This is a genomic window from Collimonas sp. GW821-FHT02H07 (assembly GCF_059421505.1).
In genome coordinates, this window is the sequence record NZ_JBWKVC010000008.1 from 78604 (window position 1) to 99658 (window position 21055).

The following is a 21055-nucleotide window of genomic DNA, read 5'->3' on the forward strand; positions in this document are numbered from 1 at the left end:
TTATTCAGGCCAGCTGGTAAAGGCGCGGTGGGCGGCGGCTGCGTCGCTGCACGAGGCCAGTCGTTCGCGGAAGCGCCGGTCCTGGAACATTTCGGCGACTTCTGCCAGCAGTTTCAGATGCTGGTCAGTGGCGTGTTCGGGGATCAGGATGACGATGATGTCCGTTACCGGCCGGTCGTCAGGCGCGTCGAAGGGAATCGGCGTGCGTGGCCGCATATACGCCAGCACTGCCTGCGCCAGGCCGCGGATGCGCGCGTGCGGCACCGCGACGCCGGCGCCCAGCCCGGTCGAACCCAGCGCCTCGCGCTCCGCCAGCGCATTCAGCGCCTGATTACTGGACAGGCCATGGCGGCCGCGGAAGAGTTGTTCGGCCGCCTCGAAAACCTGTTCTTTGTGCGATACATCCAGATCAAGCAGGATATGCTCGGCAGCCAGCAGTTCACCAATACTGTTCATCAATCTGTCTATCGTGGTTCGAAGTTCAATGGGGGCCGTTGTTTCTGCCGGCAGGCAACAGGATATCCGTCTTGTCCGGCTGCAACAACGTTTTTGAAGGGAGAGAATGCTTTTTGCCGCGCACTATGCTTCAGCGCGCAAGGCGCTTGAATTAAGTTCGTGGATATTTTTGATGACTAAACCTGTGGGAGGAAACGGCAGCTGGCGTATAATGTTTTTTATGCAAGATTTTATTGTCCTGAAATAAAAAGAATCCAGTCTTTACGGTCAGTCTTTACTATTTTTGCTGCGATGACGATTGACCATCGCCGCGATGGCATTTTTCAGCGCTTCATTGGCAGCCGACGGCGCCAGATCTTCCATCAGTGAAGCGAATGCCAACACCGCGTTGGAGGAAAGAAGGGCTTGCTTGGGCGGGGGCGCTTTGACGACGTTTTGGCTTACTTGCACTTTGATTCGGATTGCATTAATCTGCCAATTTCCTGATTGCAACTGGTTTTGCAGGCGCGGCAGTTGTTGCTTCAGTTTAGTTGCAAGAGCGGCATTGGGCGCTGACAAGACGAGTTGTCCTGCTTCACATTGCAGCACTTCGCAAGCACTGAACATGGGTGGCAATTCGGCGGCGCATTGCTTTTGCAAGGCCGCCATGCGTGTGACAGCGGGCAGTAGCGCCGCCATCCTGTCATTTCCCCGTAAAAAATCCGTGGCGTCCCTGGATGTTTTGGTTTGTGGCCTGGAGCTGATTGCCGATGGCCGGTATGAAGAAGGTGAGAGTCTACGCATGATGGTGAAACATTATCACACCTGTGATCCCGCCGGCGCATCACGGGAGCAGCAATGCAGGTAATTCTGTTGCACCCGCGCTTTAATCGCGCAAAATCCATCACTTTGGGCGCCAGGCACCTGGCATTGATGGTCGCCGCCTTCCTGTTCTCGGTATTGCTGGCGACTGTCTTGCTGTATTTCCTCACGATCCATTATTCTCTCAGCCTGCCGTTTGCCGGCAAGGCCGTGGTCAGCACTGCCGCCGGCGGCATGCCGGACAAGGACAAGTATCTGAAAGAAAACCTGGCGGCGATGGCGATCAAGCTGGGTGAAATGCAAGCACAGCTGATGCGTCTCGACGCCTTGGGCGAGCGGGTGCAGGGACTGGCCGGCGTCAAGCCGGAAGAATTCAACTTCAAGGAAGCGCCGGGACGCGGCGGCGCCGAATCCAGCAGCCTGAGCGGCCGCGCGCCCCATGACATGAGCATGAGCGAGTTCCAGCAGGCGCTGGAGGCCATGTCGCGCGACGTCGGCTATCGCACCGATTACATGAACGTGGTCGAAACCGTGCTGATGAGCGACCGGATCAAGTCCAAGCTGCTGCCGACCAACCAGCCGGTCAATGTCGCCTACAACTCATCGAGTTTCGGCTGGCGCCTCGATCCCTTCACTGGCCGCAGCGCCTTCCATGAAGGACTGGACTTCCCGGCAACCGTGGGCACCGCGATCGTGGCGGCAGCGGGCGGCGTGGTCATCGACGCCGAATATCACCCGCAGTACGGCAACATGCTCGATATCGATCATGGCAACGATATCATCACCCGCTATGCGCACGCCTCGCGCCTGCTGGTGAAGGTGGGCGATATCGTGCAGCGCGGCCAGCATATTGCCGATATCGGCACCACCGGGCGTTCCACCGGACCGCATCTGCATTTCGAAGTCAGGATCAAGGGCGTGGCGCAGGATCCGCGCAAATTCCTGAACGCCGGCACCGATTTGGCCAAGATGGCGACATTGGCAAGAAAGTAACAGCTGTTGTTGTACTGAAGTAATGCAATGTAAGCAAGATGTACGGAAGATTAGGCGCAGGCCGTGCGAATGCGTCACAATTTGCGCAACTTGCTATTGTTTCCTGGCGCATAACCCCAATGTGTCGGGGACTGCATGATAAAATTCTCCGATTATTTAGCCACAGCCCGGATTCGTGCTCACGTGTTCATTCACAAGATGTCACGGAATGTCGCCGGCGCTCTTTTTTAGAATCCAAGCATGTCATTACTGACCCAGATTTTCGGTAGCCGCAACCAGCGCCTGCTCAAACAATATAAAAAAGTCGTCCGACAAATCAACGCACTCGAACCGGCATTCGAAAAGCTGTCCGATGCCGAGCTGCAGGCCAAGACGCCCGAGCTGAAGCAACGCATAGCCGATGGCGCCAAGCTCGACGACCTGTTGCCTGAAGCTTTCGCGGTGTGCCGCGAAGCCGGCAAGCGTGTCTTGAAAATGCGCCATTTCGATGTCCAGCTGATCGGCGGCATGGTTTTGCATTATGGCAAAATTGCCGAAATGGGCACCGGCGAAGGCAAGACGCTGATGGCGACCCTGCCGGCCTACCTGAATGCGCTGTCCGGCAAGGGCGTGCACGTGGTGACCGTCAATGATTACCTGGCGCAGCGCGATGCCGAATGGATGGGGCGCCTGTACGGCTGGCTCGGCCTGACCACCGGCGTCAACCTGTCTTCGGTCGAGCACGACGCCAAGCAGGTCGCTTATAGCGCGGACATCACCTACGGCACCAACAACGAATTCGGTTTCGACTACCTGCGCGACAACATGGTGTACGACGCCGCCGACCGCGTCCAGCGCACCTTGAACTTCGCCATCGTCGATGAAGTCGACTCGATCCTGATCGACGAAGCGCGTACCCCGCTGATCATTTCCGGCCAGGCTGAAAACCATACCGACCTGTACTACAAGATCAACGAAGTGCCGCCGCTGCTGACCCAGCAGATCGGTGAAGAAACGCCGGACGGCAAGGGCAAGGTTGAATTGCCTGGCGATTACACCAAGGACGAGAAGGCGCACCAGGTCTTGCTGACCGAAGCCGGCCATGAAAAGGCTGAGCAGATCCTGACCGGCATGGGCCTGCTGGCGGAAGGCGCTTCGCTGTACGACGCTGCCAACATCAGCCTGATCCATCACCTGTACGCCGCGCTGCGCGCGCATTCGCTGTACTTCAAGGACCAGCACTACGTGGTGCAGGGCGGCGAAATCGTCATCGTCGACGAATTCACCGGCCGCATGATGACCGGCCGCCGCTGGTCGGACGGCTTGCACCAGGCGGTGGAAGCCAAGGAAGGCGTCAAGATCCAGAACGAGAACCAGACCCTGGCCTCGATCACATTCCAGAACTATTTCCGCATGTACGGCAAGCTGGCCGGCATGACCGGCACCGCCGATACGGAAGCGTACGAATTCCAGGAAATTTATGGTCTGGAAACCGTGGTGATCCCGCAAAATCGCCCGAACCAGCGTAAAGACCGACAAGACCAGGTCTACAAGACGTCGCAGGAAAAATACAATGCGATGCTCAAGGATATCCAGGACTGCTACGAGCGCGGACAGCCGGTGCTGGTCGGCACCACCTCGATCGAAAACTCGGAGCTGCTGGCCGAGATCCTGAGCAAAGCCAAGTTGCCGCACAATGTGCTGAACGCCAAGCAGCATGCGCGCGAAGCGGAAATCATTGCCCAGGCTGGCCGTCCTAAGGCGATCACGATCGCCACCAACATGGCTGGTCGCGGTACCGACATCGTGCTGGGCGGGAATGTCGAGAAACAGATCCAGTTCATCGAAGCCGATGAAACGCTGAGCGAAACCGAAAAGCAGCTGCGTTCCGACAAGTTGCGCGACGAGTGGCAATCGCTGCATGACCATGTGGTACATGCCGGCGGCTTGCACATCATCGGTACCGAACGCCACGAATCGCGCCGGGTGGATAACCAGTTGCGCGGCCGCGCCGCGCGCCAGGGCGATCCGGGCTCCTCGCGTTTCTACCTGTCGCTGGACGACGCCTTGCTGCGCATCTTTGCCGGTGACCGCGTGCGCGCCATCATGGACCGCCTGAAAATGCCGGAAGGCGAGCCGATCGAAGCCGGCATCGTGTCGCGCTCGATCGAATCGGCGCAGCGCAAGGTGGAAGCGCGCAACTTCGATATCCGCAAGCAATTGCTGGAATACGATGACGTCGCCAACGACCAGCGCAAGGTGATCTATCAGCAGCGTAACGAATTGCTGGAATCGCAAGGCGTGTCCGAGACCGTGGCCTCGCTGCGCGAAGGCGTGCTGGACGACACTTTCCGCACCCACGTGCCGGCGGAGTCGCTGGAAGAGCAATGGAATATTCCGGCGCTGGAAGCGACTCTGGCCAACGAGCTGCATCTGGAAGTGCCGCTGGGCGAAATGCTGAAGTCGGAGCCGAATCTGACCGATGAAGAATTGCTGGAACGCGTGCTGAAGGCTGCCGAAACCAGCTATGCCGCCAAGACCGAGATCGTCGGCAAGGAATCGTTCGCCGGCTTCGAGCGCAGCGTCATGCTGCAGAGCGTCGACAGCCATTGGCGCGAACATCTGGCGGCGCTGGACCATCTGCGCCAGGGTATCCACCTGCGCGGCTACGCACAGAAGAACCCGAAGCAGGAATACAAGCGCGAAGCGTTTGAACTGTTCGGCCAGATGCTGGACCTGATCAAGAATGAAGTGGTCAAGGTAGTGATGACGGTGCGCATCGAAAATCGCGAAGAAATCGCCGCGGTGGAAGAGGAGCTGGCGCAGTCGCATGTGGAAAACGTCCATTACCAGCATGCCGACTTTGATCCGACGGCAGCGCCGGAAGCACTGCTGGCGCCGACCGCCCACCACGATGAGTCGCAGCAGCATGCCAATGAAGTGCCCAAGGTCGGCCGCAATGATCCTTGCCCTTGCGGCAGCGGCAAGAAGTACAAGCAATGCCATGGGCAACTGATGTAAGCGGGTGCGGCCGGCCAGGCATGATCGGCTGTAGTTGAAGCAGTGCAGGGCGGAGAAATCTCCGCCCTTTGCTTTTGTTGCGGTAGATTGCACATGGCCTGGCCATACACCTTAAAATAGCCGTCTGGCAGAGCAGCAGACTGCTTGCCGGCGCTATTTAGCGGCGCTGAATCACTGTCGTTATCAACGTTAATGTTTATATTTAGTTAAGGATTCCCATGGCTGTCAATTCCCCTGTTCCTGTTGCTGCTGACCTGCTGCCCGTTGCCGGCATCGAGCTTGGCCATGCCGAAGCCGGCGTGCGCAAGGCGGACCGCAAGGATCTGCTGGTGATGAAACTGGCGCCCAGCGCCACCGTGGCCGGGGTGTTCACCCAAAACCGCTTTTGCGCCGCACCGGTGCAAGTCAGCAAGGCGCACCTGGCGGCTGCAGAGATTTCCGGCGAGCCTATCCGCGCGCTGCTGATCAATACCGGTAACGCGAACGCCGGCACCGGCGAAGCCGGCCTGGCCGCAGCCAATGCGACCTGCGAAGCGCTGGCGGAATTGCTGGGCTGCCACGCGGCGCAGATCTTGCCGTTTTCTACCGGCGTGATTCTAGAGCCGCTGCCGGTCGAGCGCATCATTGCCGGCTTGCCGCTGGCGATCGGCAACCTGCAGGGCGATAACTGGTTCAATGCCGCGGAAGCTATCATGACCACCGACACGCAGCCGAAAGCGGCCTCGCGCAGCATGGTCATCGCCGGCAAAACAGTCAATTTTTCCGGCATCAGCAAGGGCGCCGGCATGATCAAGCCGAACATGGCGACCATGCTGGGTTTCCTGGCGATCGATGCGAAAGTGGCGCAGCCGGTGCTGGAAAAGATGGTGCGGCAGGCGGCCGACCGCTCCTTCAATTGCATCACCATCGACGGCGATACCTCCACCAACGATTCCTTCATGCTGATCGCCACCGGCGCCGGCGAACTGGAAGTCACCAGCGTCGATAGTCCGGAATATGCGGAGCTGGCCGCTGCCGTCACCGATATTTCGCAGCAACTGGCGCAAATGATCATCCGCGACGGCGAAGGCGCCACCAAGTTCATCACGGTGACGGTAGAGCAAGGCCAGAATGTCGCCGAGTGCCGCAAGATCGCTTATTCGATCGCCCATTCGCCATTGGTGAAGACGGCGTTCTTTGCCTCCGATCCTAACCTGGGGCGCATCCTGGCGGCGATCGGCTATGCCGGCGTCGATGACCTGGATGTCAGCAAGCTCGACCTGTATCTGGATGATGTGCTGGTGGCCAAGAATGGCGGCCGCAATCCTGAATACCAGGAGGCGGATGGCCAGCGCGTGATGAAGCAAAGCGAAATCACGGTGCGCGTGCAACTGGCGCGCGGCGACGCCGACGCGACCGTCTGGACTTGCGACCTGTCGCACGACTATGTCTCGATCAATGCGGATTACCGTTCCTGATATGTTGTAAAAAGGGTTGCGGCCGGATCTGTCCCGGCCGCAGCCTTGCAGCCGCTTCGACGAATAATATTCATCTACTATCATTGTGCTTTGCGTCAAAATGGTGGTCAGCGAGCGTCATCCGATTGCCTGCATTCCTGATTTCTTGAGCCATGACCCAACTAGACCAGTTTCTTATCCGCGCCGAGGCCCTGTTGGGCCGCCTTGAGTCGATCCTGCCAAGCGCCAATGCCGTGCCGGACTGGAGCGCCGCGACAGCTTTCCGCTGGCGCCATCGTGGCGGCGCGGCTGGCGGTTATTTGCAGGCGGTGGGCCATATCTCGGATATCGCTTTGGCGGATTTGCATAATATCGAGGTGCAAAAGCAGCAGATCGACCAGAATACCCGCCAGTTCGTCGATGGCCGGCCGGCCAATAACGTGCTGTTGACCGGCGCCCGCGGCACCGGCAAGTCATCCCTGATCAAAGCCTGTTTGAACCAGTACGCGCCCCAGGGTTTGCGCCTGATCGAGGTGGACAAGGACGATCTGGCGGCACTGCCGGATATCGTTGATCTGGTGGCGGCGCGTCCCGAGCGTTTCATCATATTCTGCGACGATCTCTCGTTTGAAGAAGGCGAGAGCGGCTACAAGGCGCTCAAGGTGGCGCTGGACGGCAGCATCGCTGCGCAGTCGGACAATGTCTTGATTTATGCCACTTCCAACCGCCGCCACCTGCTGCCTGAGCGGATGTCCGACAATGCCACCTACAAGACTACCGAAGACGGTGACCTGCATCCGGGCGAAACCGTCGAGGAAAAAATTTCACTTTCGGAGCGCTTTGGCCTGTGGGTATCGTTTTATCCATTCAAGCAAGACGACTATCTGGACATTGTCAGCCATTGGCTTGGTCATTTCGGCTGCAATGCCGAGCAGATTGCCGAAGCGCGCGCCGATGCCTTGCGCTGGGCCTTGCAGCGCGCCTCGCGTTCCGGCCGGGTGGCCTGGCAGTTCGCGCGTGATTATGCCGGCCGCATGAACAGCAACGATTAAGCAGGATTTTGATGACGACAGAACAAATATTGCCGGTCAACGTCGCCGTTGGCATCTTGATGAAACCGAATGGCGACGTGCTGCTTGGCCAGCGGCCGGAGGGTAAGCCGATGGCTGGTTATTGGGAATTTCCTGGTGGCAAGGTCGAGCCGGGAGAGTCGATTTTCGATGCGCTCAGGCGCGAACTGCTGGAAGAGCTGGGGATAGAGATTCACGCCGCCGAGCCATGGTGCGGCATCGAGCATCAATACGCCCACGCCCATGTGCGCCTGCACTTCTACATCAGCCGCGACTGGAGCGGCGAACCGCAAAGCCTGGAAGGCCAGGCCTTTTCCTGGCAGGGTAGCGTCGGCGTCGAGCCTCTGCTGCCGGCGGCCATTCCCTTGATTGAGTGGCTGGATGAATTGCGGCGGGAAGTGGCGGCTTAAGCGCCTATTTATGCAGAAATTGCGATAAATTATTGCTTCAGCTTGCCATCGTCGTCGATCTCGTCGGGCGGATTGACTGCCGGAATGGCATATTTCTCTTCAGCCCAGGCGCCCAGGTCAATCTGCTTGCAGCGTTCCGAGCAAAACGGCCGGAATTTATTCGCCGCAATCCATTCAACTTTTGTGCCGCAGGTCGGGCAATCGACGGTAGTAGTCATACAACTCTGTTCAAAAAATCAATTAAAAGTTACACAAGGTCAGCTCAAATGGCACATCGCCTTCGTAAGCCTTGGGCTTGAGGTCGCCGCCTTGCGAGGTAAAGCGTATCCACAGCATGTATTTGTTGGCGGAAATTTCAGGAATGGCCAGCAGTTGCTCATCGATGATCAGACGCAGCATCTGGTAAGACTTACCTTGCAGCATTTGCTGGTAACTGCCGTTTTGTGCATCTATTTTTACCGAACTTCCGGTTTCCCGCAGTAATCGCAGGACGATGCTGATCGCGTCGAACAGCGGGGCTAGCGGGCCGAACCAGCTGATGATATCGGCAAAACGCTGCTCGGCAGGATGCTGCTGCCAGGCGTAATAGGAGGGCAGGTCGAATTCGCAGGCGCCGCCGGGAATGATGGTGCGGCCGCGAATGCTCATCAGCCACTCGTTATCGCGTATGTGCTGGCCAGTCTTGCCCTGGGTCGCCATCAAGGCTGTGCTGATACGGTCGATCTCTTGCAGGATGGCGTCCAGCATGTCCGGCGCCACATTCGGATTCGATTTGAAGCCGAGCAGGGTTTGTCTTTGTCGTTCCAGTTCTTGCAGCAGATCCGATTTCAAGTCGGCGCGTCCGGCGACCTCCAGCATTTCAAAAATGGTGGACAGCGCGATATGGTGCTGCAGCGGGCTTTCCTGATGCACGAAGAAGCCGAATCTTTCATGCAGGTCTTCCAGCCGCAACAGGGTGCGAATGCGCTCGTTGAAAGGATATTCGTAGACGATCAAAGTGACATCCCTTAAAAATTTGAGCCAGATAAGACATGATTCTGAACGATGCGAACAGAAATTACAAATATCCAATCCCAATTAAGTTGGCGGCGGAGTAATTCGTCGCGCTAGGGCGGCTCACAAACTCTGTCCGGGCGACTCTATACGAGCGACTCTGCCCCGCAAGTAATTAGCTTGCATTACGCGATGGTTTTGCTCGGCAAGCGCGTATGGCTTTATACCATTTATAACGATCGGCCAAATGCCTCATATAAGGCGTGTAAGCGCTCCACCTGCGGCAATAGCGCCGCCCGCTCACCGTCATTGACGATCACGTCGTCCGCGGCCTGCAAGCGCTGCTGCCTGGTAGCTTGCGTCGCCATGATGGCGCGTACCTGCGGTTCAGTCAGTGCACTGCGCTGCATGACGCGCTGCAGCTGGACCTGTTCGTCGCAGTCTACGACTAGTATGCGCCCAACTCGCTGTTTCCAGTTGCCGGATTCAACCAAGAGCGGTACGGCGAAGATCAAATACGAACCGGCCGCGCGCTCGCCAGCATTGGCGGTCTCGGTGCGGATCAAGGGATGCAGTATGGCTTCCAGCTGTTGCTTTGCCGCCGGGTCTGAGAATACATGGGCGCGCATCAGCTCTCTGTCCATGGCGCCGCTGGCATCGATGAAGGCATCGCCGAACCGGGCTCTGATCGGTTCGATGGCGATGCCGCCAGGGCTCGTCAGTTGACGGGCGATGAGATCGGTGTCGATGACCGCCGCACCACGTTCCGAGAACATGTCGGCCACCGTGCTTTTACCGCTGCCGATGCCGCCGGTCAGGCCGACGCTGAATCTCGGCTTGGCTGCTGCCGGCTGGACGGGATTGCTGGCATCGTGCGGGTTCATGCGATGTTAGGCAACGAAATTGAAATAAGTTTCCATGATTGTGCGGCCGTACAGTAGCGCCAGCAAGCCGGCGGCTGCCAGGTAGGGGCCGAATGGGATGGGAATGTCGCGTCCGCGACGGGCAACGATGATCAGGACGATGCCGACCACGGCGCCTACCAGCGACGAAAACAGGATGATAATAGGGAGCATTTTCCAGCCCAGCCACGCGCCCAGCGCCGCCAATAGCTTGAAATCGCCGTAGCCCATGCCTTCCTTGCCGGTCAGTAGCTTGAATGCCCAGTAGATCACCCATAGGCTCAGGTAACCGGCAGCGGCGCCTATCACTGCGTCGCTGAGCGGCACAAACAGGCCGGACAGGTTCAGCAGCAAGCCCAGCCACAGCAAGGGCAGGGTCAGATCGTCGGGCAGCAGCTGCGTATCGGCGTCGATAAATGTCATGGCGATCAGCAGGTAGGCGAAGACCAGCGTTGCCAGCCCAGCCCAGCCGCTGCCGAAATGCCAGATCAGCAGCGCCGACAAGGCGCCGGTAAACGCTTCCACGATCGGATAGCGCGCTGAAATCGGCGTCTTGCAGGAGGCGCATTTGCCGCGCAAAGCCAGATAGCTCAGCACCGGCACGTTTTCCAGGGCGCCGATCTGGTGCTTGCATTGCGGACAGGCGGAACGTGGCACCACCAGGTTGTAGCGGTCGGTATGCGGCAGCGGCTGGCCGCTTTCATGGGCGACGTAGTTATCCGAATCGCGTTGCATCATGATCGGCAGCCGATGAATCACGACATTCAGGAAACTGCCGATCAGCAGGCCAAAGATAGCTGCGATGACGGTGGGAAGCAGGCTTCCCGCCGCCAGGAAAAAAATACCGTCCTGCATCAGACCACTGAGCCCAATTTGAAGATAGGCAGGTACATGGCGATTACCAGGCCGCCGATCAGGACGCCTAAGATCACCATGATCAGGGGTTCCATCAGGCTGGACAGGGAAGCTACTGCATCATCCACTTCCGCTTCATAGAAGTCAGCCACTTTGCCCAGCATCTGATCCAGGGAGCCGGATTCCTCGCCGATCGAAACCATCTGTGTCACCATGTTCGGGAACACGTTAGCGTTTTCCATGGCTGCAGTCAGGCTGGTGCCGGTGCTGACTTCGCTCTGGATTTTCTTGGTCGCATCCAGATATACTGCATTCCCCGATGCGCCGCCGACCGAGTCGAGTGATTCGACCAAAGGCACACCGGCGGCAAACATCGTCGCCAGGGTACGGGTCCAGCGTGCAATCGTGGCTTTGCGTATGACATCACCGAAGACCGGTGCTTTCAGTAATAGTTGATCCATGAAGCGCTGTACTTTGAGCGAACGTCTCCAGGATTGGAAAAACAGGTATAAGCCGGCAAATATGGTGGGGAAAATAATATACCAGTTACCTACCATGAAATCTGAGATTGCCATGACGATAAGAGTCGGCGCCGGCAGATCAGCCCCGAAACTGGAGAATACCTGCTTGAACGCTGGTACCACCCAGATCATGATGACCGCGGTCACGATAAATGCCACTGCCAGAATTGAGATGGGATAAAACAATGCCGATTTGATCTTGCCTTTAATGGCGAGCGTTTTTTCTTTGTAGATTGCCAGCCGCTCCAGCAAATCTTCCAGAATACCTGCTTGCTCGCCAGCCCCGACCAGATTGCAGAATAGCGGGTCGAAATACAGCGGGAACTTGCGGAAAGCCTGGCTCAGGCTGGTGCCTGTCTCAACATCGCCGCGAATATCATTCACCAGTTTCGAGACCGATGGGTTGGCATGGCCCTTAGCCACAATGTCGAAGGACTGCAGCAGCGGTACGCCAGCCTTCATCATGGTGGCCAGTTGGCGTGTAAATAAAGAAATATCCTTGTCTGAGATTTTTTTCCCGCTGCGGAAGGTTTTCTTTTTGACTTTCGTAACCAAGATCCCTTGCCGGCGCATGGTGACGTTGACTACCGTCTCGCTGCCGGCGCGCAGTTCGCCACGCACTACCTTGCCTTTTTTATCCTTGCCTTCCCAAAGATAAACCAATTCCTTGACCTGACGTGAGCTTGCAGCAGTTGCCATGAACTATTCCCCTAATTAGATATTGGTGCAACCGAGCACTTCTTCGAGGCTGGTCAACCCTTGTTTAACCTTCATCAGTCCCGACTGGCGTAAAGTCTTGACGCCCTCGCGCTTGGCTTGTGCTTCGATTTCCAGCGCCGTGCCATGGGCCAGAATAATGCGTTCTATTTCTTCCGTGATCGGCATGATCTGATAGATGCCGACCCGTCCCTTGTAGCCGGTGCCGTTGCAGCGTTCGCAGCCGACCGCCTTGTATGGCAACCAGCTGCCGTCCATGTCGTCCTCGGTGAAGCCGGCTTCAGCCAGGGCCTCATCCTGTATCGTGATCGGCTGCTTGCAGCTGCACAGGCGGCGCGCCAGCCGCTGCGCGGTGATCAGTATCACCGAGGATGCGATATTGAAAGCAGGCACGCCCATGTTCATCAGGCGCGTCAGCGTCGACGGCGCATCGTTGGTATGCAAGGTGGAAAACACCATATGCCCGGTTTGCGCCGCCTTGATCGAGATGTCGGCGGTTTCCAGGTCGCGGATTTCACCGACCATGATGATGTCGGGATCCTGCCGCAGGAAGGCCTTCAGCGCCACCGGGAAAGTCAGGCCGGCGCGGTCGTTGATGTTGACCTGGTTCACGCCGGGCAAATTGATTTCAGCCGGATCTTCTGCGGTGGAGATATTGATGCCGGGCTGGTTCAGGATATTCAGGCAGGTATAGAGCGACACGGTTTTACCGGAACCGGTAGGGCCGGTCACCAGCACCATGCCGTAAGGGCGCTGGATAGCGTCCATCAGGATCGCCTTCTGATCCGGATCGTAGCCCAGCGCGTCAATCCCCATCTGCGCCTGGCTGGGGTCCAGGATACGCATCACGATCTTTTCGCCGAACAGGGTGGGCAGGGTGCTGACACGGAAATCGATCGCGCGCGTCTTGGAAACCACCAGCCGCATGCGGCCGTCCTGCGGCACCCGCTTTTCGGAAATATCCAGCTTCGAGATCACCTTGATGCGGGATGCCAGCTTTTCCTTGATCGACAGCGGAGGCTGCGCCATGTCGCGCAGCACGCCGTCGACCCGGAAACGGATCCGGTAGAATTTTTCGAACGGTTCGAAGTGCAAGTCGGATGCGCCCTGGTTGATCGCATCGGTCAGGATTTTTTGCAGGAAGCGCACCACCGGCGCATCGTCAATATCGGCGGTGGGATCGGCAACCGTTGCCGTATCCTCTTCGACGAAATTGATTTCCTGTTCGTCGCCGACCATTTCACTCAGGCTCTGTTCGGCCGATTTGACCAGCTTCTGGATCTGCTTCACCAGCACTGGATGCTCGACGATGATCGGCTCGACCATCAGTTCGGTCTGGAACTTGATCTGGTCCAGCGCCTGGATGTTGGTCGGGTCGGACAGCGCCACGTAAATCTTGTTGCCGCGCTTCGCCAGCGGCAGCACGGAGTGGCTTTCCATCAGCTTGGCGTCGATGGCTTTTTCCGGCAGCGTGCTGAGATTGAGTACGCTCAGGTCCAGCTGCGGATAACCAAATGTCTCGGCGCAAAACAGCGCCAGCGCGCGTGCATCGAGATGGCCGCTATCCAGCAAAGCCGCGATGAACGGTGTTTGGTCGCCGCTGGCTTTCTTGTGCAGGGCTTCCATCTGCGCCGTCGACAGGCGGCCGGCTTGCAACAATGCGCGGGCAAGTCCCGAGATCGGACCGGTGGTACTAGCGTTCGGAAATACTGCAGCCATAGGGGGATCAATATCAAAAGATGTGCGGAACCATTACAACCGACCAATGATGCCCTAGGGGAAACTCACTTGTAAAGGTTTTGTGAAGAAATGTGTCGAAAAAATTGCCTTGTGGCAGTTTTCCTATCGTTCTTGTAGTGTATTCGGCCGCATCAACTTAGCAACCTTGATCGCCTGGTTTTGCACCTGCACGATTTCTATGATGCATCCGGCAATTTTCAGGCTGACATTATTGTCTGGAATATCTTGCAACCATTCCAGCAGCAGGCCATTCAGTGTCTTGGGGCCGTCCAGCGGGAAATTCAGGCCGAGGCGCTTGTTGATGTCGCGCAGGGTTGTTGCGCCCTCCAGCAGGCACTGGCCCTGGGCATTCCAGGCAAAGCTGTCGGCGCGGGCGGCGCCTGGTTTCGACGTGGTGAATTCGCCAATCATTTCTTCAATGATGTCTTCCAGCGTGACCAGTCCCTGCACTTCGCCGTACTCGTCGACGATGATGCCGAGCCGCTCGTGATTCTCCTGGAAATATTGCAGCTGCGTGAAAACGTCAGTGTCTTCCGGAATGAAATACGGCGTGCTGAGCAGCTGGCGGAAATGATCAACGGTCAGCTCAGCTTCCTGGTTGAGCAACGCCATGGCCTTGCGCACGTGCAAAATGCCGACGATCTGGTTGATTTCACCTTCGTACACCGGCAATTTATTGTGATAGCAGGTCGTCAGCTGATGCTTGATGTCGTCCACCGATGCCGCCAGGTTCAGCGCTTCGACTTGCGCCCGCGGCGTCATGACGTCTTCTACTGAAATTTTTTCAAGATCGAACAGATTCAGCAAAATGCTCTTGTGCTTTTGCGGCATGAAATTGCCGCCTTCCAGCACGATCGAGCGCAGCTCTTCCGGCGAGACGCGCTGTTCCTGCGCGTGCTTGCCGGTTTTGATGTGCAGTACTTTAAGGATGCCGGAGACGAACAGATTGACGAACCAGATCAAGGGCTTGGCCAGCGCCATCAGAGGTTTGAGGACGAAGCTGGTCGGCAGCGCAATCCGTTCCGGATAGGTCGCGCCAATCACCTTCGGGGTGATTTCGGCAAACACGATCAGCAGGAAAGCGACGCCGGCGGTGGCAATCGTGATCACATTCTGGTGGTTGCCGAATGTCGTAATGGCAATCGCCGTCACCAGCGCGGTGGCGAGAGCATTGACCAGGGTATTGACGATCAGGATCAGCGACAGCAGCTTATCGGTGCGTTCCAATAGCCATAGAGTGGTGGTGGCGGACTTGCTGCCGCGCTTCGCCAGATGACGCAGGCGATGCTTGTTGGCGGCAATCAAAGCAGTTTCCGCCATGGCGAAAAATGCTGAGAGGAAGATGAGTACGACTAGTGCAAGAATCTGCACCCAAATGGGCACGGCATCCAAAGGGTCACCGTAAAGAAAAGGTTAATAAACCAAGTGTTATATGGTCGGGGTGAGAGGATTCGAACCTCCGGCCTCTACGTCCCGAACGTAGCGCTCTACCAGGCTAAGCTACACCCCGATTTAGCCGTTCAATGATTTGAACAGGTTTTTAGGGCTGCCCGTCCGTACGGTGGCGGTGTGGCAGTCCCCTTGCAAATTTTTTAGTGATTGCGCTCAGTGATTGCGATCCACTGCGAACACGGATAATTGTAGCAAAGAATCTTTGAACTGACTATTTGGCAAGCCCGCAATTGCTGCCGCGGCGCGTTGTGCTGCTTTTTCGGCTTCCTTCCGGGTGTAGTCGAGGGCGCCGGAAGTGGTGATGGCCGCCAGGATTTCATCGAAATGCTGTTCGTCGCCATTCTCGATGCAGCTGCGCACCAGCTCTCGTTGTTCCGGCGTGCCGTGGCTCATCAGGTAAATCAGGGGCAAGGTCGGCTTGCCTTCGCGCAGGTCGTCGCCGACGTTCTTGCCGATATCGCTGGCGTTGCCGGAATAGTCCAGCACGTCGTCGATCAGCTGGAACGCGGTGCCCAGAGAACGTCCGTATTCACCTGCCGCCTCAATTGCCGCCTCAGTCGCTGCGTCATCGGCGCCGGCGATCAGCACGCCCAGCTGGGCCGCCGCCTCGAACAGCTTGGCGGTCTTGGAGCGGATCACCTGCAGATAGTTTTCTTCGGAGACATCCGGGTTGTGCATGTTCAGCAACTGCAGCACCTCGCCTTCGGCGATGACATTGGTGGCGTCGGCGACGATTTGCATCACGCGCGCGTTATCCACCGCCACCATCATCTGAAAGGCGCGCGAATACAGGAAATCGCCCACCAGCACCGAGGCCGCATTGCCGAACAGGGCATTGGCGGTCTGCCGGCCGCGCCGCAGGGACGACTCGTCCACCACATCATCGTGCAGCAGGGTGGCGGTGTGGATGAATTCGATCACCGCCGCCAGTTCGTGATGCTTGTCGCCGGCATAACCGCAAGCGCGCGCCATCAGCAAGACCAGCACCGGGCGCAGGCGCTTGCCGCCGGCGCTGATGATGTACTCGGCAATCTGATTCACCAAGGGCACTTCCGAGTGCAATTGACGGCGAATCACCGCATTGACCGCGTCCATATCGGCCGCGATCGGGGACATCATGAATTGTGAGGATGAGGTGTTGGGAGCGGCTGACAAAATAAAACCTGTTGGAAATCGATTGTGCCGTGATTATACGATGACAAGGGGCCCGGCATTAGGTCCAGACTGATTTTGTCGGCGTGATGAGATTCAGCCGACGCCGGGTATGCCGGCGTCGGCTGACGAAGTTGCTTAACTGCTATCCCTTGAGCTTGGCGAATGCGGCGGCCATGGCGTTATTGGCCGGAGCCGGCGCGGCTTGCCGTTGCTGATGCTGGGACAGGCGCTTGGCGTCGTTGCGGTCGGCCCGTTGTTCCGGCTTGGCGCCGGCGACCGGCGCGCTGTCGGACAGGCGCATGGTGAGCGCGATACGCTTGCGCTTTTCATCGACTTCAAGCACTTTGACTTTCACCACCTGGCCGGCTTTGACCACGCTGTGCGGATCCTTGACGAAGGTGTTGGAGAGCGCCGAAATATGCACCAGGCCGTCCTGGTGCACACCGATGTCGACAAAGGCGCCGAAGGCCGCCACGTTGGTGACCACGCCTTCCAGGATCATGTCGGGGCGCAGGTCGCGGATTTCCTCGACGCCGTCCTTGAAGGTGGCGGTGGTGAATTCCGGACGCGGGTCGCGCCCCGGTTTTTCCAGTTCCTTGAGGATGTCGGCGATGGTCGGCACGCCGAATTTTTCATCGGCGTACTTGGCAGGATTGAGCGAGGTCAGCAGCCTGCTGTCGCCGATCACGCCCTTGACGTCCTTCTTGATGTCAGCCAGGATTTTTTCCACCAGCGGGTAGGATTCCGGGTGCACCGCCGAGCCGTCCAGCGGATTGTCGCTGTTCATGACGCGCAGGAAGCCGGCGGCCTGTTCAAAGGTTTTTTCACCCAGCCGCGGCACCTCGCGCAACGCCGCGCGCGAAGTAAACATACCCTTCATGTCGCGATAGGTGACGATGCTTTGCGCGACGCTGGCATTGAGGCCGGAGACGCGCGCCAGCAGCGGCGCCGATGCGGTGTTAACGTCGACACCGACCGCATTCACGCAATCCTCTACTACCGCATCGAGCGAGCGCGCCAGCTGCGTCTGGCCGACGTCGTGCTGGTACTGGCCGACGCCGATCGACTTCGGATCGATCTTGACCAGCTCCGCCAGCGGATCCTGCAGGCGGCGCGCAATCGACACTGCGCCGCGCAGCGAGACATCCATGTCAGGCAGTTCGCGAGAAGCGAATTCGGAGGCCGAATAGACCGAAGCGCCGGCTTCCGACACCACGATCTTGGTCAGCTTCAGTTCCGGCCGCAGCTTGATCAGGTCTTGCGCCAGCTTGTCGGTTTCGCGCGACGCGGTGCCGTTGCCGATTGAAATCAATGAGACCTGGTGCTTCTCGGCCAGCTGCGCCAGCGTGTGCAGAGAACCATCCCAGTCGTTGCGCGGCTGGTGCGGATAAATCGCGGTGGTGGCGACTACCTTGCCGGTGGCGTCGATCACCGCCACCTTGACGCCGGTGCGCAGGCCCGGATCCAGGCCCATGGTGGCGCGCGGGCCGGCCGGCGCCGCCAGCAGCAAGGCTTTCAGGTTGAGGGCGAAGACATTGATCGCTTCGACTTCGGCCTTTTCGCGCAGCTTGGTCATCAGCTCTGTTTCCAGGTGCATGAAAACCTTGACGCGCCAGCTCCAGCGCACCGTGTCGCTCAGCCATTTATCGGCGTTGCGGCTCTTGTTGCTGATGCCGAAACGGGCGGCGATGCGGCCTTCGCACGGATTGTGCGGCGCATCCCACTTCGGCTTGTCCTCTTCGGTATCGAGGCGCAGCACCACGTTCAGGATTTCTTCGCGGCGGCCGCGGAACAAGGCCAGCGCGCGATGCGATGGAATGGTGCCGATGGTTTCCGAATAATCGAAGTAGTCGGCGAATTTTTCACCGGCATCCTGCTTGCCTTCCACTACCTTGGATTCGACCACGCCATGCTCGGTCAGGTATTCGCGCAGCGCCTGCAGCAGCGTTGCATCTTCGGAAAAACGCTCCATCAGGATTTGCCGTGCGCCGTCCAGCGCGGCCTTGGCGTCGGCGACGCCGGGGTTGTCGCCGTTGTCGGTGTTGAAGGCCGGCTTGATATATTTCTCGGCTTCCTGTTCCGGATTCAGTTCCGGATCGGCCAGCAGCGCATCGGCCAGCACGGTCAGGCCTGCTTCCGCGGCGATCTGCGCCTTGGTGCGGCGCTTGAGCTTGTACGGCAGGTAGAGATCTTCCAGCCGGGTCTTGTCTTCCGCCAGGGTGATTGCCTGCAGCAGCGCCGGCGTCATCTTGCCCTGTTCTTCGATCGAAGCCAGGATGGCGCCGCGGCGCGCTTCCAGTTCACGCAGGTAACGCAGGCGTTCTTCCAGCAGGCGCAGCTGGATGTCGTCGAGGCCGCCGGTGGCTTCCTTGCGGTAGCGGGCGATAAAAGGCACGGTCGCGCCTTCGTCCAGCAGGGCGACGGCAGCGGCGACTTGTGCCGGTTTGGCGGCAAGTTCAAGGGCGAGGCGTTGTTCGATCGAAGGCAGCATGAGAATGAATTCTTAAGAATGAAAATCAAGCGTTGGATCATACGCAATCCAGATAATTTCGCTAGTCTTGACAGCCCGAAAAGTAAGCGCCCCGGAATTTCTGCATGCCTGAAGGCTTCGGAATTGCTTGCCGTGCCGCCACAATATATTTCTCGATGGTATTATTTGTGCCGTCGGACCGTAGGGTTTATCTAGTCTGATTAATATTATTTCTGTTATCAGAACGTAGGATTGATCCAGTCTGAGAGAGGATAGCTGGAAAAATGAAAATTATTGTTAAATGATAATTTTTTTTCTTGTTTGTCGATGAGTCAGCAAATATGCTTGTGGCCGCATGCGACTGGGCGATGCTATGCAACCTGCTAGCCCGTTGCCCGTTCAGGTAAATCACACAGTAGTATTTCTTCAGGAGTCAAATATGCATCTCTCTAAACGTCTGGGCGCCGAAGCACTCGGCACTTTCTGGCTGGTTCTCGGCGGTTGCGGCAGCGCCGTGCTGGCGGCTGGTTTTCCGGGCCTCGGTATCGGTTTCCACGGCGTCGCGCTGGCTTTCGGCCTGACCGTGCTGACGATGGCGTTTGCCATCGGCCATATTTCCGGTTGCCATCTGAATCCGGCAGTGACGCTTGGACTGGCAACCGCCGGCCGTTTCCCCAAGAGTGAAATCCTGCCTTACTGGGTCGCCCAGGTGGTGGGCGGCATCATTGCCGCGGGCATCCTGTACCTGATCGCCACCGGCAAGCCAGGTGCGGAAATCGGTGGCTTCGCCGCCAACGGCTACGGTGAACATTCGCCTGGCCTGTATTCGATGAGTGCTGCTTTGATCTGCGAAATCGTGATGACCTTCGTCTTCCTGATCGTGATCCTGGGCGCCACCGACAAGCGTGCGCCGGCCGGCTTTGCGCCGATTGCAATCGGCTTGTGCCTGACCCTGATCCACCTGATCAGCATCCCGGTCACCAATACCTCGGTCAACCCTGCGCGCAGCACCAGCCAGGCGCTGTTCGTCGGCGGCTGGGCATTGCAGCAGCTGTGGCTGTTCTGGCTGGCGCCGCTGGTCGGTGCGGTCATTGCCGGGGTTGTGTATCCGGCAATCTGGGGCGAGAAGGACTGATTTTCTGGTCCGGCAAGAAAATAGAAAGCGCGGCATGCCGCGCTTTTTTTATTTTTTGATCAGCCTGCGGTGCGCCGTCTGCCACCGCTGACGCGTTCAATTTCAGCCAGGTCTTGCCAGCTTTGGACCGTATCGAACTGTTTCGCTTGCAGCAGGGCGCGCACTGCGGGCGCCTGATCGTAGCCGTGTTCCATCAGCAGCCAGCCACCGTTCTTCAGATAACGGCCGGCGCCGTCGATAATGCTGCGCAGAGCGCTCAAGCCATCCGCATGGTCGGTCAAGGCATCCTGCGGTTCAAAGCGCAAGTCGCCTTGGACAAGATGCTGGTCGCCGGCGACGATATAGGGGGGATTGGCGACGATGATATCGAATTGCTGTTCGCCCAGCGCGCTGTACCAATTGCTTTGCAGAAGCCGGAATGGTCCGTGCTCAGGCTGCAGATGGCGCGTCGCATTGCGGCCGGCCACCGCCAGCGCAGCGCCGCTGACGTCCAGTGCGGTCACCTCAAGATCGGGGCGGCTGTGAGCAATGGCGATGGCAATGGCGCCGGAACCGGTGCCGAGGTCAAGCACGCTCAGCTGCTGCCTGCTATCCGACGGCAGATGCTGCAAGGCCAGGTCCACCAGCAGTTCAGTTTCGGGGCGGGGAATCAAGACGTCCGGCGTGACTTCCAGCTGCAAACCGTAAAATTCGCGCTGGCCGATAATGTAGGCAATCGGCTCGCCGCGCAGGCGCCGGCCAAACAAGGCTGACAACTGCTGCGCCTGTTGCGCATCGATACAGCGCTCATCCTGTGTAATCAGCTGGATGCGGGTCAGCTGCAGCGCATGTATCAGCAGGATGCGGTTTTCCAGCGGCGCCAGCGGTGCTTGTTTCAAGAGCGCGCCGATACTGCAGCCGGCTTCTACCGTGAATGTGTCGGCAATCCCTGTCATATCAGCTTCAGTCC

18 protein-coding genes and 1 tRNA gene are annotated in these 21055 nt (G+C 58.2%); 6 read left to right on the forward strand and 13 right to left on the reverse strand.

The annotated features are described in order from the left end of the window. On the reverse strand, positions 1-456 hold the full coding sequence (locus AC07V8_RS14045) for a PTS sugar transporter subunit IIA (protein WP_494678754.1): 456 nt from the start codon (positions 454-456) through the stop codon (positions 1-3). A 267-nt stretch (positions 457-723) separates the two neighbouring features. Continuing rightward, the gene (locus tag AC07V8_RS14050) at positions 724-1134 is read right to left on the reverse strand and encodes a DciA family protein (RefSeq protein WP_494678755.1); all 411 of its coding nucleotides are present in this window, start codon (positions 1132-1134) and stop codon (positions 724-726) included. 159 nt (positions 1135-1293) lie between these two features. On the opposite strand from AC07V8_RS14050, the gene AC07V8_RS14055 reads away from it, so the two are divergent. From AC07V8_RS14055 to AC07V8_RS14075, 5 genes are all read left to right on the forward strand, one after another. Next, on the forward strand, positions 1294-2250 hold the full coding sequence (locus tag AC07V8_RS14055; protein WP_494678756.1) for a M23 family metallopeptidase: 957 nt from the start codon (positions 1294-1296) through the stop codon (positions 2248-2250). Between the two features lie 240 nt (positions 2251-2490). Beyond that, positions 2491-5250, forward strand: coding sequence for a preprotein translocase subunit SecA (gene secA / locus AC07V8_RS14060; RefSeq protein ID WP_494678757.1), 2760 nt, complete (start codon positions 2491-2493; stop codon positions 5248-5250). Between the two features lie 218 nt (positions 5251-5468). Continuing rightward, positions 5469-6707 (forward strand): bifunctional glutamate N-acetyltransferase/amino-acid acetyltransferase ArgJ, encoded by a 1239-nt coding sequence (gene argJ / locus AC07V8_RS14065; RefSeq protein WP_494678758.1) that lies wholly within the window; start codon positions 5469-5471, stop codon positions 6705-6707. A gap of 152 nt (positions 6708-6859) precedes the next feature. After that, a complete protein-coding gene (locus tag AC07V8_RS14070; protein WP_494678759.1) occupies positions 6860-7738 on the forward strand; it encodes an ATP-binding protein in 879 nt (292 codons plus the stop codon). A gap of 11 nt (positions 7739-7749) precedes the next feature. After that, positions 7750-8166: an NUDIX domain-containing protein gene (locus tag AC07V8_RS14075; protein WP_494678760.1), complete on the forward strand. Its 417-nt coding sequence runs from the start codon at positions 7750-7752 to the stop codon at positions 8164-8166. A gap of 29 nt (positions 8167-8195) precedes the next feature. Here the strand turns inward: AC07V8_RS14075 and yacG are convergent, their stop codons facing one another. The 10 genes from yacG to AC07V8_RS14125 all read right to left on the reverse strand — a co-directional run bounded on the left by yacG (position 8196) and on the right by AC07V8_RS14125 (position 18992). Next, on the reverse strand, positions 8196-8384 hold the full coding sequence (gene yacG, locus AC07V8_RS14080; protein ID WP_494678761.1) for a DNA gyrase inhibitor YacG: 189 nt from the start codon (positions 8382-8384) through the stop codon (positions 8196-8198). A gap of 22 nt (positions 8385-8406) precedes the next feature. Continuing rightward, positions 8407-9162, reverse strand: a complete 756-nt coding sequence (zapD, locus tag AC07V8_RS14085; RefSeq protein WP_494678762.1) for a cell division protein ZapD — start codon at positions 9160-9162, stop codon at positions 8407-8409. Positions 9163-9389: 227 nt separating this feature from the next. Further along, positions 9390-10043, reverse strand: coding sequence for a dephospho-CoA kinase (gene coaE / locus AC07V8_RS14090; RefSeq protein WP_494678763.1), 654 nt, complete (start codon positions 10041-10043; stop codon positions 9390-9392). A gap of 6 nt (positions 10044-10049) precedes the next feature. Next, entirely contained in the window at positions 10050-10916 is an 867-nt protein-coding gene (locus tag AC07V8_RS14095; protein ID WP_494678764.1) for a prepilin peptidase, read from the reverse strand. After that, complete coding sequence (locus AC07V8_RS14100) at positions 10916-12136, reverse strand: type II secretion system F family protein (protein ID WP_494678765.1); 1221 nt, start codon at positions 12134-12136, stop codon at positions 10916-10918. The genes AC07V8_RS14095 and AC07V8_RS14100 overlap by 1 nt, the downstream gene beginning before the upstream one ends. 15 nt (positions 12137-12151) lie before the next feature. Beyond that, positions 12152-13873 carry a type IV-A pilus assembly ATPase PilB gene (pilB, locus tag AC07V8_RS14105; protein ID WP_494678766.1) on the reverse strand — a complete coding sequence of 574 codons (1722 nt, stop codon included), beginning with the start codon at positions 13871-13873 and terminating at the stop codon, positions 12152-12154. Positions 13874-13996: 123 nt separating this feature from the next. Beyond that, positions 13997-15286 carry an HlyC/CorC family transporter gene (locus tag AC07V8_RS14110; RefSeq protein WP_494678767.1) on the reverse strand — a complete coding sequence of 430 codons (1290 nt, stop codon included), beginning with the start codon at positions 15284-15286 and terminating at the stop codon, positions 13997-13999. A gap of 41 nt (positions 15287-15327) precedes the next feature. Beyond that, positions 15328-15404 (reverse strand) — tRNA-Pro (locus AC07V8_RS14115). Between the two features lie 95 nt (positions 15405-15499). Further along, positions 15500-16462, reverse strand: a complete 963-nt coding sequence (ispB, locus tag AC07V8_RS14120) for an octaprenyl diphosphate synthase (protein WP_494678897.1) — start codon at positions 16460-16462, stop codon at positions 15500-15502. 181 nt (positions 16463-16643) lie between these two features. Continuing rightward, a complete protein-coding gene (locus tag AC07V8_RS14125) occupies positions 16644-18992 on the reverse strand; it encodes a Tex family protein (RefSeq protein WP_494678768.1) in 2349 nt (782 codons plus the stop codon). Between the two features lie 418 nt (positions 18993-19410). Here AC07V8_RS14125 and aqpZ point away from each other — a divergent pair, with 418 nt between their 5' ends. Further along, positions 19411-20106 (forward strand): aquaporin Z, encoded by a 696-nt coding sequence (gene aqpZ, locus AC07V8_RS14130; protein WP_494678769.1) that lies wholly within the window; start codon positions 19411-19413, stop codon positions 20104-20106. Positions 20107-20165: 59 nt separating this feature from the next. On the opposite strand, the gene prmC is transcribed toward aqpZ, so the two are convergent. After that, positions 20166-21041: a peptide chain release factor N(5)-glutamine methyltransferase gene (prmC, locus tag AC07V8_RS14135; RefSeq protein WP_494678770.1), complete on the reverse strand. Its 876-nt coding sequence runs from the start codon at positions 21039-21041 to the stop codon at positions 20166-20168. Positions 21042-21055 lie beyond the last annotated feature (14 nt).